Source organism: Streptomyces rugosispiralis, assembly GCF_024505145.1.
Lineage (GTDB): Bacteria > Actinomycetota > Actinomycetes > Streptomycetales > Streptomycetaceae > Streptomyces > Streptomyces rugosispiralis.
The window spans coordinates 452,038-464,964 of sequence record NZ_JANIAA010000003.1 but is presented as its reverse complement, the minus strand read 5'-3'; the positions used below and the strand labels follow the sequence as shown (position 1 = coordinate 464,964).

11 protein-coding genes are annotated in these 12,927 nt (G+C 71.6%); 5 read left to right on the top strand and 6 right to left on the bottom strand.

What is annotated here, in order from left to right:
* Positions 1–15 precede the first annotated feature (15 nt).
* Complete coding sequence (locus tag NP777_RS08525; RefSeq protein WP_256649445.1) at positions 16–3,027, bottom strand: alpha-L-fucosidase; 3,012 nt, start codon at positions 3,025–3,027, stop codon at positions 16–18.
* Between the two features lie 225 nt (positions 3,028–3,252).
* Here NP777_RS08525 and NP777_RS08520 point away from each other — a divergent pair, with 225 nt between their 5' ends.
* The 3 genes from NP777_RS08520 to NP777_RS08510 all read left to right on the top strand — a co-directional run bounded on the left by NP777_RS08520 (position 3,253) and on the right by NP777_RS08510 (position 6,321).
* Complete coding sequence (locus NP777_RS08520; protein WP_256649444.1) at positions 3,253–4,257, top strand: LacI family DNA-binding transcriptional regulator; 1,005 nt, start codon at positions 3,253–3,255, stop codon at positions 4,255–4,257.
* A gap of 124 nt (positions 4,258–4,381) precedes the next feature.
* Entirely contained in the window at positions 4,382–5,824 is a 1,443-nt protein-coding gene (locus tag NP777_RS08515) for an MFS transporter (protein WP_256649443.1), read from the top strand.
* Entirely contained in the window at positions 5,824–6,321 is a 498-nt protein-coding gene (locus tag NP777_RS08510) for a MarR family winged helix-turn-helix transcriptional regulator (protein ID WP_256649442.1), read from the top strand. Before NP777_RS08515 ends, NP777_RS08510 begins: the two co-directional genes overlap by 1 nt.
* 27 nt (positions 6,322–6,348) lie before the next feature.
* Here NP777_RS08510 and NP777_RS08505 read toward each other — a convergent pair whose 3' ends face one another.
* From NP777_RS08505 to NP777_RS08495, 3 genes are all read right to left on the bottom strand, one after another.
* The gene (locus tag NP777_RS08505; RefSeq protein WP_256649441.1) at positions 6,349–7,026 is read right to left on the bottom strand and encodes a response regulator transcription factor; all 678 of its coding nucleotides are present in this window, start codon (positions 7,024–7,026) and stop codon (positions 6,349–6,351) included.
* Positions 7,023–8,174: a sensor histidine kinase gene (locus NP777_RS08500; protein WP_256649440.1), complete on the bottom strand. Its 1,152-nt coding sequence runs from the start codon at positions 8,172–8,174 to the stop codon at positions 7,023–7,025. Before NP777_RS08500 ends, NP777_RS08505 begins: the two co-directional genes overlap by 4 nt.
* Before the next feature lie 203 nt (positions 8,175–8,377).
* Positions 8,378–9,040, bottom strand: coding sequence for a hypothetical protein (locus NP777_RS08495; RefSeq protein WP_256649439.1), 663 nt, complete (start codon positions 9,038–9,040; stop codon positions 8,378–8,380).
* Positions 9,041–9,319: 279 nt separating this feature from the next.
* Between NP777_RS08495 and NP777_RS08490 the strand changes: the two genes are divergently transcribed.
* Positions 9,320–9,853 carry a hypothetical protein gene (locus NP777_RS08490; protein ID WP_256649438.1) on the top strand — a complete coding sequence of 178 codons (534 nt, stop codon included), beginning with the start codon at positions 9,320–9,322 and terminating at the stop codon, positions 9,851–9,853.
* A gap of 204 nt (positions 9,854–10,057) precedes the next feature.
* The gene (locus NP777_RS08485) at positions 10,058–10,702 is read left to right on the top strand and encodes an AAA family ATPase (RefSeq protein ID WP_256649437.1); all 645 of its coding nucleotides are present in this window, start codon (positions 10,058–10,060) and stop codon (positions 10,700–10,702) included.
* Between the two features lie 61 nt (positions 10,703–10,763).
* Here the strand turns inward: NP777_RS08485 and NP777_RS08480 are convergent, their stop codons facing one another.
* Entirely contained in the window at positions 10,764–11,459 is a 696-nt protein-coding gene (locus tag NP777_RS08480) for a carbon-nitrogen hydrolase family protein (protein ID WP_256649436.1), read from the bottom strand.
* Positions 11,460–11,601: 142 nt separating this feature from the next.
* Complete coding sequence (locus tag NP777_RS08475) at positions 11,602–12,891, bottom strand: MFS transporter (RefSeq protein ID WP_256649435.1); 1,290 nt, start codon at positions 12,889–12,891, stop codon at positions 11,602–11,604.
* Between the last annotated feature and the right edge of the window lie 36 nt (positions 12,892–12,927).

Below are 12,927 nucleotides of genomic sequence, written 5' to 3'. Positions count from 1 at the left end.
CTCCTTGGCAACGCTCTAGCTGACGGAGATCCGGTCCAGATCGGGCGCGGACTCGGTGTCGTTGGAGATCCTGATGGTGTTGGCGCCGGGCTTCAGGGTGACGGGGAGGGCGGTCGTACGGGGCGTGGTGTTCCCGGTGTCGGTCACCGTCACCTTGGCCGCCGGGCCGCCGTTGACGCTCACCTGGAACGAGCGGGTGCCGTTGACCGTGTAGTCGAGGTGCAGCGTGTGCTCCCCGCCGTCGGCGACGACCACTTCGGGGAACACCATGGCCGCCTGCTCGCTGCCGCCGATGTTGCGCACCTTCTCGCCCCCGGAGCACGGGCCGCAGCCGGTGATGCCCGTGCTGCCGAACTGGTTGGCCGAGTCCTCCGCCTCACGCGCCCATATCCGGCCGGCGGGCAGTGGCCGCACCCGGACCTGGTCCGAGACCGACTTCTGCCGCCCGAGCAGCGCGTAGTCCGCCGTGACGGGGATGTCGGCCGACCCGGCGTCCTGGCCGGGCGGGGAGGTGACGGTCCAGGTGCCCCGCACCGTCTGGCCGAGCCGCAGCGACCGGGCCGTGACCGGCCCACCGTCCGCGGTCCAGCCGGCCGGCAGCCGGGGGGCAAGGCTGACGTTGTCGAGCTGCTCGTCCTCGTCCAGCCGGAGCGTCGCCGTGACGGTGAGGGACCGTTGCCCGGGGCCGGCCCACTGCAGACCGTGGGGCCGTACGGTGAGCGTGGTCTTGGGGGTGTACGAGGCCGGGGGCAGCGGGGCCACCGCGATCCGGTCCAGACCGGGGCCACGGCGGGCGGTGCTGAACACCTTCACCGTATTGGCACCGGCCTCGAGCGGCACGGACACCGCCGTGCTCTCCGGCACCTCGGAGCTGTCCGCGGCCACGGGCACCTCGACCGGTGCCGCGCCGTTGACACTCACCGACAGGGACGAGTCGGTCGCCGCGGTGTGGTCCAACTGGAGCCGGTAGTCGCCCTGTTCGGGCACGTGCACATCGCGGTACGTCACGGAGTCGCGCGGTCCGCCGCCGAGGCCGTCCACCCGCCGGCCGCCCGAGCAGGCGCCGCAGGCCACGGAGTGGGCCGCGCCCGACGGCCGGTTCTGCCATGCCTCGGCCTCCAGCGGCAGCGCGGTACGGGTGGTCCTCGAGCGGCCGTACGCCACCTGGATCTCGTCGATGCGCAGCTGGTTGTAGAACTCCGGCGCCTGCGGACCGCCCCACAGGCTGCGCACCTCCAGCTTCAGATAGCGGGCGGTCCGGTCGCCGATGTCGATGGTGCGCACCCCGCGCGCACTGGGCAGTGTGCCCGAGCGCACCTGGGTCCAGCGCTTGCCGTCGCCGCTGGCGTAGACGCGGTAGTCCTTGATGCGCGCGGAGTCCTCGGGGCGGCCGAAGGACGACCGGGCGTGCGTCGGGGACCACTCGCGCTGGTTCACCGCCAGCGCCGTGGTGTGCTTGCGTGCGCCGAGGTCGAGGGTGACGGAGACGGGCAGCTTGCCGTCGCTGTCCCAGTAGGTCTCGTAGTCGCCGTCGGCGAGGTCGGCCGCCGGGTGGCCGGTGCGCGCGGACGTGGCGGTGGCGCCGACACCCGACTGCGGGTAGAGGGGCCGTCGGCCGTCCGTCTCGACCTTGAAGACGGTGTCGTACGGATCCCAGTCGTGGATGCCGAGGATCGACAGATGGCCGCCGGACTGGCTGAAGCGCATCGCCTCGCCGGTGCGCAGGTCGGTGACCCGCCGCACGGTGTAGCCGTTGTCGCCCAGCCGCACCGTGTCGGTGCTGGGCCGGGTGACCACGTGCACATACTGGGTGCGGTCGCCGTTCTCGCCCCGGCCCACCGTGACCACGCCGTGGGCGCCGTCGTTCCAGAAGCCGGGCCGCATACCGCCGTACATGTAGCCGCCGCCCTCGACCCCGTACACCGACTCCCGGATGGGCTCGACCCACTTGCCCATGAAGTCGTTGAACTTCTCCTGCTGCGGTGGGAGTTCGCCGTTCACCATGGGTGTCTCGGCCATGAGCGACTTGATGGAGGAGCCCGCGTTGGTGATGTAACGGCCGGTGCTGAGCCGGGCGTCCACCTCGTGGTCACCGCCGTCGTACCACCAGTCGCCGGTGGTCGGCAGCTTGTAGTCGGCCTCGGTCAGCCGGGGCATGGGGACGGTCACGGCGGCGGGGTAGTCGTACGCCGGGGTCATGCCGGTCTTCTGCTCATTGCTGACCGTGTCCATGATCGGCGTGTCTTCGTTGTTGTTGCTCAGCAGCCAGTCCGGCCGGCGCTCGCGGATCTTCTCGTAGAGACCGTTCTCCTCCCAGTACTCGTTGTCGTTGTCGATCCAGAACCCCGACAGATCCGGGTACTTGTCCATGACCTCGAGGAACAGGTCGTAGCTGTACATGCCGAAGCCACGGCGCGTGGTCAGGTCCACCTGCCGGCCCTTGTACTTCGAGTAGGCGGCCGAATCCAGCGTCTCGGTGCCCGACTCGTTGTGCCACTGCGGGTCGTCGGTCATGTAGAGGATGATGTGCACGCCCTTGGCCTTGGCCGCGGCCACGAGTTCGCCGAGCAGATCGCGCCCGGTGGCGCAACTGCCGGGGATCTTCGAGGGCCAGGGGCGGGCGTAGCCCAGTCTGCTGTGGAAGGCCGCGAGCACGATGTACGAGGCGCCGAGCTTGCGCGCCTCGTCCACCCAGTAGTCGGGGTCCCAGCCGCCCTCGGTGACATCGCGCTCCCAGGTGGCGCAGTCGCGGTGCTGGGGGTGGGTGAACATGCCCCAGTGCAGGAAGAGCCCGGCGGTGGACTGGCGCAGCCACTCCTGCCGGGGGTGCTGGACCTCGGCCTGGGCGGGGGCGGCCAGGAGGCCGATGGCCAGGGCGAGTACGACCGCCGCGCACAGTGTGCGCCACCGGGAGCGGGTGGCGCGTGCGGCGCGTGTGGCACCGGCGGCGCGTGTGGCACCGGCGGCGCGTGCGATGCGTGTCGCAGGGACGCGGATGGGGCGGAGCGGGATCCTCGGCGTGGGCATGTCCTGTCCTCCGTGAACGTTCCCGTGAGCGTTCACGGAGCACTGTCCGGCCCACCCGGCCGCCGTGTCAATATGTGTGCGAGGTTGGGGTGTTCGGCTGTGGGGTTCCGTTGACGCCCGTCGTCACCGCGGTGATTATCGAGGAGGAGCGCTTCGGGGATCACCTCAGTGAGCGCTCCGAGTGCCACGTCGTACCGCGTCAGGGTGGGGAGAGGGGTGGGGCCCGTGCCCACGAGCGCCAGGCCGCGCCGCATCACCATCGAGGATGTGGCGCGCTCGGCCGGGGTGTCCCGGCAGACGGTCTCCCGCGCGGTCAACGACAAACCGGAGATCGACCCCGCCACGCGGCAGCGGGTGCTGCGGGTGGCCCAGTCGATGGGGTACCGGCCCAGCCGGTTCGCTCGTGGCATGGTCGGCCCGCGGCTCACCACGCTGGGGCTGGTCATCGCGGATGTGCTCAACCCCTTCTTCCCCGAGGTGGTTTCCGGTGTGCTGGCGGCCGCCGACGAGCGCGGCTGGCAGGTCGCCGTCTACAGCACCGGCTCCGCCCTGGAACGCGAGACCGCGGTGGCGCGGACCGTGGTGGACCAGGTGGACGCGTGTGTCGCCTTCCTGCTCGACCCCGGCGCCATCGGGCTCATCCACCGCTCCGGTATGCCCTTCGTCCTGCTCGACAACGAGCACCGGCCACCGAGCGTCAGCGGCGGGCGGATCGACTTCGCCACCGGCATGCGGCATGCGGTAGGCCACCTCGTCGAGCGCGGCCACCGGCGGATCGCGATGCTCGACGACCGCGGCCGCCCGGACGCCGGCGGCCACGGCACCCGCCACTCGCTGTTTCTCGGCGCCGCCGCCGAACACGGGCTGCCCGCCGACGAGGGGTGGGTGTTCCCGGCGGCCAACTCCCTCGAGGGCGGGGCGGCGGCCATGGACGACGTGCTGGGCGGTGGCTTCGGGGCGACGGCGGTGCTCGCGTACAACGACCTGATCGCCATCGGCGCCATGCGCCGCGCCCGCGCCCGCGGTATGCGGGTGCCGGAGGACTGCGCGTTCGTCGGGTGCGACGGGCTGACGCTGAGCCGGCTCGTGGACCCGCCGCTGACCACCCTGACGGTCGACAAGGAACTCCTCGGCCGGTCCGCGGTGCGGCAGGTCGCCGCGCAGATGGCCGGTGCCGGAACGGGGGAGACGGTGATCGTGCCACGCCTGGTGGTACGCGCGTCTTCCTGATCAACGCTGCCTTCCTGATCAACGCTGCCCGGTCCCGGGACATCAGGCCCTGTTTAGTTGTGTGCATATAATGATTGTGGCAACACAATTAAAGGGTGACAACACATTTAAACGGAGGCCCTCCATGCCCGATCTCGCTCCGCGGCGACGATGGCTCGTGCTGGCCATCTGCTGCATGAGCCTGCTGATCGTCAGTCTCGACAACACGATCCTGAACGTCGCCCTGCCCTCCATCCAGCGCGACCTGCACACATCGGTGTCCGGGCTGCAATGGACGGTCGACGCGTACACGCTGGTGCTGGCGAGCCTGTTGATGCTCTCCGGGTCGACCGCCGACCGGGTGGGCCGTCGCCGTACGTTCCAGGCGGGGCTGGTGATCTTCACCGCGGCCTCGCTGCTGTGCAGCCTGGCTCCCGGGCTCGGCTGGCTGGTCGTCGCGCGGATGCTGCAGGCGGTCGGGGGGTCGATGCTGAACCCCGTCGCCATGTCGATCATCAGCAACACCTTCACCGACCCCCGGGAACGGGCCCGTGCCATCGGTGTGTGGAGTGGTGTCGTGGGCATCAGCATGGCCGCCGGGCCGATCATCGGGGGCGCGCTGGTGGAGTCCGCCGGTTGGCGGGCGATTTTCTGGATCAACGTGCCCATCGGACTTGCCGCGCTCTTCCTGACCCGGAGGTATGTGCCGGAGTCCCGGGCGCCGCGGGCCCGCCGAGTGGACCCGGTCGGGCAGGCGCTCGTCGTCGTGCTGCTCGTCGCGCTGACGTACGCGATCATCGAGTCGCCGAACCTGGGCTGGACCTCTCCGGTGGTCGCCGGGTGCGCGGGCGCGGCGCTGTGTGCGCTGCTGGGGCTGCTGTGGTACGAACCGAGGCGCGCCGACCCGCTTATCGACCTGCGGTTCTTCCGTTCCGCGCCGTTCTCGGGCGCCACCGTGATCGCGGTGGCCGCGTTCGCCGGTCTGGGGGGTTTCCTGTTCGTCAGCTCCCTGTACTTGCAGGATGTGCGGCGGCTCGATCCGCTGCACGCCGGGCTGTTCATGCTGCCCATGGCAGTCATGGCGCTGCTGACCGCGCCCTTGTCCGGCCGGATGGTGGCCTCGCGGGGGCCGCGTACCCCGCTGCTGCTCGCCGGGGCGGCGTTGTGCGCGAGCGCCGTACTCCAGGCGCTCACCTACTCCGAGCACCTTCCGGTGACCCTGCTGGTCGTCGCGTATCTGCTCTTCGGCACCGGCTTCGGGCTGGTCAACGCTCCCATCACCAACACCGCCGTCTCGGGGATGCCCCGTTCGCAGGCCGGTGTCGCGGCCGCGGTGGCCTCCACCAGCCGGCAGACCGGCCAGTCCCTCGGCGTGGCCGTCATCGGTGCCCTCATGGCCGGGGGAGCGCACGCGGACCCGGCGGCCTTCACGGACGCGGCACGGACGGCATGGTGGATCATCGCCGGCTGCGGCGCCGCGGTGCTGGTCATGGGTACGCTCACTTCCGGCCGCTGGGCTCGGGCAACCGCCCAGCGCACGGCGAAGCGGCTCGCCGCCGAGGAGATCAAGGAGACGGTGAACGTCTGATGGAGCGCCCACATGACAACGAGCCGCACGAGCCGCACGAGCCGCACGAGCCGCACGAGCAGCACGAGGGGGACGAGGGGGACGACGAGACCGTCAGGACGGCGACCCGAGCCTGGCAGGGGTTGAACACGCTCCTGATGGAGCGTTACAACCGCCGCAAGGCGGTCGCGGAGAGCCTGGGCATGAGCTTCAGCCGCGTCAGAGCGTTGCGCCGGCTCGCCGCCGACCCGATCACCCTTCGCGAACTGGCCGAACGGCTGGGCGCCGACCCGCCCTACACCTCCGTCATCGTCGATGATCTCGTACGGCGCGGCCTCGCCGAACGCCTCACCAACCCGGCCGACCGCCGGTCCAAGCTGGTCCATCTCACCGAGGACGGCCAGGCGCTGGCCGCCCGCGCCATCGCGATCCTCACCACCCCGCCCGACGCCCTGCTCGCCCTGCCGCTCGAGGACATCCAGGCGCTCGACCGCGTGGTGGCCAAGCTCCTCGACTGAACTTCGAGCGGCACAGCCTGGATCCGGTCAGTCCAGGCCGTGGTCGCGGGCGTAGCGGGTGGCCGCGACCCGGTCGCGGGAGCCGGTCTTGGTGAAGACCCGGTTGATGTGGGTCTTCACGGTGTTGCCACTCAGGAAGAGGGCGGCGGCGATCTCCGCGTTGGTCGAACCGCGTGCCATCAGCGTGAGGATCTCCGCCTCACGACGGGTGAGGCCGTCCGGGAGCGGCCGGTCCGCGGCGTCGGGCTCCGGGGGAGGGGCGGTGGGAGCGCTCGCCGCGGCGAGCAGGGTGGCCTGGACCCTGGGGTCGAGGACGGAGAGCCCCGCGACGGCGCTGTGCAGGGTACGGGCGATGTGCAGGCGGTCCGCGTCCTTGGTGAGGTAGGCGCGGGCCCCGGCGCGGAGCGTCTCCAGGACGGAGGTGTCGTCGGCGTAGGTGGTCAGGACGACGACGGCGACCTCGGGATGTTCGGCGGTGAGTCGGCGGGTGGCCTCGGTGCCGTCGAGCACCGGCATGTGCAGGTCGAGGAGGATCGCGTCCGGGTGGTGCTCGGCGACCTGGTCGAGCGCTTGCCGTCCGTTGGCCGCGGAGCCGACGACGTCGATGTCCGGCAGCAGGTCGAGCATGAGGACCAGGCCCTCCCGCACGCTGGCCTGGTCGTCGGCGACCACGATCCGCAGCGGCCGGATGTCCTGGGCGCTCATCGCGGCACCTCGGCCCGGACGCGCCACTGTCCGTCCCGTACCCCCGCGTCGAGTGTCCCGTCCAGCAGCAGGAGGCGCTCGCGCATTCCGGTGAGGCCGTAGCCGCCGTCGACGGTGGCGAACGCGGGTGCTTGCCGAGGGGAAGGTGGTGCGCCGAGCGGGTTGTCGACGGTGAGCGTCACGTGTTCGTCCTCATAGGTCAGGGTGACCTCCACCGGCTGGGCGGGGGCGTGTTTGGCGGCGTTGGTCAGGGCTTCCTGCGCGGTACGGAAGAGGGAGAGGGCCTGGTCTGCCGGGAGCGGGGAGGGCTCGCCCTCGACCTTGAGCCGTACCGGAACGCCGTGCCGCTGCCGGTGGGTGTCCGCCATCGTGCCCAGTTCCTCGTCGAGCGGCGCGAGGTCGGAGCGCAGGGCGTGCACCGCGCGGCGGGTCTCGGCGAGCCCGTCGGCGGTCAGCCGCCTCGCCCCGTCGAGCACGGCGACGGCACGGTCGATGTCCCGGTGATCCGTCAACACGGCGCTCGCGGCCTGGATCTGGATGCTCAGGGCGCCCAGCGAATGGGCCAGTACGTCATGGATCTCACGGGCGATCCGGGCTCGTTCGTCCAGTACGGCCACCCGGCGCTGCTCCGCGCGCAGCAGATCGCTCTGGGCGAGCATCGCGGCCGATTGCTCGGCGCGTACCCGGTAGGCGCGCCGGTTGTGGCTCGCGATCAGGACCAGCGCCACCAGCACCGGATAGCCCAGTGCGAACCCGCGGCCCGCCCCGGCGACCAGGACCCCGGTCTCCAGGGCCACCACCGTGCAGCCCGCCACGGCCCAGCCCACCGGGAGGCTCAGCTCGGTGCCCAGGTGCATGACGGCCATCAGCGAGAGCCCGATGAGCGCTCCGGCGTGCGGGAAGGCGCTGGCGTAGCCGGAGAGGGCGGCGGCGACGCCGAGCAGGATCGGCATCCGCGGCGCACGCCGCGCGGCCTCGTCGCCGAGGGCGTGGGTGAACTCCCACAGCAGCAGCGCCAGGCCGCCCAGCGCGTACGTGACGACGGCCAGGGTCACCGCCCCGGCCCCGGCCGGAGGGCCCGTGAAGGTGTGCAGGCCGATGAACGCGTACGCGCCGGCCCTCATCAGCCATGACACCGTACGCAGCACGGATGCAGGATAGCGACCCGCGGACGGCTCGGCCGCGGCGCCGGGGGGTACCTCGTCCGCGGGCGCCGCTCCTTCGCCGGCTCGTGTGGATGCCGGGTGCGGGTCGCCTGCCGGGCGCCGCCCGGCCATCGCTGTTCCCGGCGGCGCCGGTCGGTGTCGTCCGGTCATCGCTGTTCCCGGCGGCGCCGGTCGGTGTGGTCCGGTCATCGCTGTTCCCGGCGGCGCCGGTCGCGTAGCAGGTCACGCGCCGACCGGTCGTTCGACGCCGCGGGGCCGGGATACTCCGTGGGCCGGGGCTGCCGCGTGGGCCGCTCCGCGCCGGGCGCCGACGGGTCGCCCGACCCGCCCAGCAGCCCCGCCAGCGCGCCCCGCATATCGAAGGGGCGGCCGTCCTTCTCCGGCGCGAACGGCACACCGGAGGCGAGGGCGCGCGGTGTGACGACGGCGGCCTGGCCGAGCCGGTTGAGGCCGAGCAGCATCAGGACGGGCGCCGAGGAGCCGGCCACGGGAGCGTGCAGCGCCATGGCGACGAGCGTCATCACGACCCGCGAGACCACCAGCGCGAGCCACAGCCACAGTCCGTACGCCGGCATCCGCGCCCACAGCACCCCGGCGCGCGGCTCCAGCCGCAGCAGCGCGCCCTGGGCGGTGCCGATTCCGGCCGCGATCACCGCGCTGATCACGAGGCAGGCGAGATCGGTCGTGGTGAGATGGCGGCCACCCTTGCCGAGGCTGGTGAATCCGATGACGGCGATGATCGCGGGAAGCAGGATCAGCCGCTTGCCGCGCAGCGGCTCGCCGCGTAGCTGACGCGCGACGACGAAGATCACGATGGCGATCGCGGCCAGCACTTGCAGCACGTTCACTGGAGGACTCCCGTCGGCCACGCTTCGGTCGCGTCGCCTGTCGACTCGCCCCGAGGCTAGGAAGGCCCGAGGGGCGCCGCGTCACCCCGAGCGGTGACCTCCGGGGTGATCCGTGGGGTGATCCGCGGGTGGTACCGGCGCCGGGAACCGGTACCACCGGGCGGCCGAAGTGATCACCCCGGAGGTCACCCTCCGCTACGGCGCGCGGGAACGCGTACCGGAACGAGCCTGAGCGGGCCGAATCCGCGGCACACCGTCCACCGAGAGGCTCGCCATCCCATGTCCACCATCGGTCAAGCCATGATCATCAACGGTGCGGTCCTGATCGCCGTCCTGGAGGCGGACCTCGGACCCCACCGCAAGATCGGGAAGCTGCGCGTCCTGCGGCCGCTGCTGATGGCCGCCGCGATCGTCCCCCTCTTCATCAAGAGCCCGGCCACCCACGGCTCCGGCCTGGCGCTCGAACTCGCCGCCGTCGTCGCGGGGTTGATCGTCGGCCTGCTGGCGATGACCTTCACCACGGTCTACGCGAGCCCCACGACCGGCAAGCCGGTCAGCCGCGCGGGCTTCGCCTACGCGGCGCTGTGGATCGTCGTGATCGGCGCACGGGCCGCGTTCTCGTACGGATCGGAGCACTGGTTCGCCCGGCAGCTGGGCCGTTGGATGGCCGACCACCAGGTGACCGCGGACGCCCTCACCGACGCGCTGCTGCTGATGGCCGTGGCGATGACGCTCACCCGAACCATCGGACTCGCCACGCGAGCGGCCACCGCCGGCCGCCGGGTGCCCGCCGCCGGGCCCGCAGCCGAGTAGCGGTGGCGTACGGTGCGACACGACACGCGGCCAGGATCGACTTCACCGTCAGCCGGCCATCGGATCCCCCCAGACAGGCCCTGGGCGACGGTCACGGCGCGCGGGTGAGCGTGCGCGCTCCCGCGACACCTCGGGGCCCACCAGGTACCTTCATCTGGTCGGCCCTCGGATCGGAGAGATATGCGGCCCGGACAGTACGAAGAAGTGGCCGACGCCGCGGAGCTCGCGGCGCGGCTGCGCCACGTCTTCTGGCTCGGTGGCGGGAGTGGCGCGGGCAAGTCGACCATCGCCCGCCGGCTCGCCGACCGCCACGGGTGGCGCCGCTACGCGACCGACGACGTGATGCGGGAACACGCCGGGCGGACCACCCCCGAGGAGGCGCCGTTTCTGCATCGGTTCATCGCCATGGACATGGACGAGCGTTGGGTGAACCGGTCTCCGGAGGTCATGCTCGAGACGTTCCACTGGTTTCGGGGTGAGGGCTTCGGCCTGATCGTCGAAGACCTTCTTCGTCTGCCGCCGGAGCCCTGCGTCATCGTCGAGGGGTTCCGGCTGCTGCCGCGTCTGGTGAAGCCGCTGCTCGACGCTCCTGAGCACGCCGTCTGGCTTCTTCCCACCCCCGATTTCCGTCAGGCCGCCATCCGGAGCCGGTCGGCGGCGGAGGAAGGGTTCGTCCGGAGGACCAGCGATCCGGCGCGGGCCGGGCGCAACCTCGCCGAACGGGATCGCATGTTCACCACGCGCCTCGAGAAGGAGGCCGAGCGCCTCCGGCTGCCCACCATCGAGGTCGACACCATGACGACGGAAGACGCTCTCGCCGAGCGGGTGAGCAGGGCGTTCCGACTCTGACGCGATGACTCCCGCGGCCGCTCCGCCCCGGCTCACTCGATGGAGCCGGGTGAAGCCGGGCTCATTTCACGAAGACCGCTCGCGCGATCCCATCGGGCGTGGCGCCCGCCTCGGCGAGCAGCTCCCCGGCCGCGGACCAGATGCCCGAACGGCCGGACGTACGGTCGAAGCCGCCGCCGGTCGGACCCGCGAAGGCCGCCGTGGCGACCCACACGCCGTGGTCGGCGGCGACCCGGCGGGCGCGCTCACCGTGGAGCCCGGCCTCGTGTTCGGCGTGCACAACACCGGCCACGTAGCCGTCGATTCCCAGCGCCGCCGTCTTCGCGGCGTGTTCGGGGAAACCGGTGTCGCGGCAGACGGCGAGCCCCAGCCGCCACCCGGCCACGTCGATCGCGGCGGGCTGTTCCCCGGGCACGAAGTGGACGGCCTCACCGCGGTGCAGGTGGACCTTTCCGTAGACCACCCGTGCGCCATCGCCGTCCAATGCCAGGATGCCGATGCGCGGACCCGCCACCGGCGCGCCGACCAGGGCGAGCGTCCCGGTCCCGGCGCACGCGGCGACGATCGGGGCCAGCCGCTCGTCGTCCGGTGCCACCGGTGTCGCGTCCAGCTCGTATCCCGTCAGCGACATCTCGGGGAAGACCACCACCCGCGCGTCCGCCGCCCGAACGGCCTCCGCGTGGGCCACCGCGTTGGCCGCCACGTCATGAGCGGCGCACCTCGGCTGCGCCACCGCGATGCTCAATGGCCGTGCCATCACCCCGGACTCCCCTCGTCGCGTCGCGCGAGCAGCCTATCCAAGCCCGTACGGCGGACATCGCCGGAACCTGGTGGAGGCGCTGCGCCGGCAGCCCGACCCCGTGGTTCGGGCTGCCGACGCGGGGCCCCGCACCCCAGGCTCAGGCGGGCGAGGAGGTGGTCGAAGCCGTGCCGGTCCGGGACCGCCGCCCGTCGTCCGCCGCGCTCGGGGCCGACGGCTCGCCGTCGCGTTCCTCGGGGAGCTTGAGCGTCAGCGTCAGGACGAGCGCGACCAGGTAGAGGGCGAGGAAGATCAGCGTGACTCCGCCGGCGCCGACGAGGGGGAGGAAGAGGCTGGCGACGGCCGGGCCGACGAAGGCCGCGCCGCCCGCGCCCAGGTTGAGCAGGGCCATCGAGCCGCCCTTGTTCTCCGGCGCCATCGACGGGATGAGGGCCGAGATGGGGACGAATCCCGCGAGGGTCGCGCCGTAGAACATGCCCGCGAGCACCGCGACCCAGTAGTAGTCCGGACCGAGCCAGGTCGGTACGAAGTACAGCGTCGTGACGCTGATCGCGCAGCCCAGCGCGCCGAAGCCGGCGATGGTCGTGCGCCAGCCGATGCGGTCGGAGAGGACGCCGAAGATGAGGTTGAAGAAGATGTTCGTGCCGTAGATGATCGCCAGCAGCTGGAGCCACTTGTCCTCGCCGAAGCCGACGTCGTCGGAGAAGATCCGCGGCAGGTACACCAGCATGCCGAACTCCGGAGCGGTGTTGATGACCCGGACCAGGCAGCCCACCAGCACCCGCGGATGGGTCCAGATGATGGAGACGGAGTTGCGCAGGCTCTCGCCGGTGGTGACCTCCGGGGGCGCCATCCGGTCGCCGCCGGGCCTGTTGCGGGCGCCGACCAGGGCGATGGCGCCGCCGATGAGGATGAGGGCGAGTGCCGACCACAGGGTGCCCAGGCGGCCGAGCGAGGGGATCGTCAGGCTCGACCACAGCGAGCCGAGGGTGGGCAGGCCACCGGTGAAGGCGAAGTAGAACCAGCCCACCGCGGTGCCCAGCCGGGCCTTCGGCGCCGTGTTGGTGATCCATACGAGGAAGCCGAACGCGAAGAGCGGATAGCCGAAGCCGCGGAGGCCGTAGAAGATCAGCATCATCGGGTAGTTCTCGGTGCCCAGCGCGAAGAGCAGGTACGCGGCGTCGAAGACGGCCCAGATCGCCAGGCCCGTCCACATCACCCGGCGTGGCCCCCACACCTGGCAGAGCGCGCCGGAGAACCACGACGCCAGCATGACGGCGATGCCGTAGACCGTGATGACGTACCCGGCCCGTACGTCCGTCGCCGCGCCGTGATCGGCCATGTACGGAGCGATGAAGCCGGATTCGACACCGTCGCCGATCATGAACAGGAGTACGCCCAGATAGCCCAGGACCAAGGGTTTCGGCATCGCTTCCTCCACTCTGCGGGGATGACGGAGTACGAC

Excerpts from the sequence above, each read along its gene's own strand:
- NP777_RS08525 (WP_256649445.1), bottom strand. The coding sequence starts at position 3,027 with ATGCCCACGCCGAGGATCCCGCTCCGCCCCATCCGCGTCCCTGCGACA.
- NP777_RS08515 (WP_256649443.1), top strand. The coding sequence starts at position 4,382 with ATGCCCGATCTCGCTCCGCGGCGACGATGGCTCGTGCTGGCCATCTGC.
- NP777_RS08510 (WP_256649442.1), top strand. The coding sequence starts at position 5,824 with ATGGAGCGCCCACATGACAACGAGCCGCACGAGCCGCACGAGCCGCAC.
- NP777_RS08505 (WP_256649441.1), bottom strand. The coding sequence starts at position 7,026 with ATGAGCGCCCAGGACATCCGGCCGCTGCGGATCGTGGTCGCCGACGAC.
- NP777_RS08490 (WP_256649438.1), top strand. The coding sequence starts at position 9,320 with ATGTCCACCATCGGTCAAGCCATGATCATCAACGGTGCGGTCCTGATC.
- NP777_RS08480 (WP_256649436.1), bottom strand. The coding sequence starts at position 11,459 with ATGGCACGGCCATTGAGCATCGCGGTGGCGCAGCCGAGGTGCGCCGCT.
- NP777_RS08475 (WP_256649435.1), bottom strand. The coding sequence starts at position 12,891 with ATGCCGAAACCCTTGGTCCTGGGCTATCTGGGCGTACTCCTGTTCATG.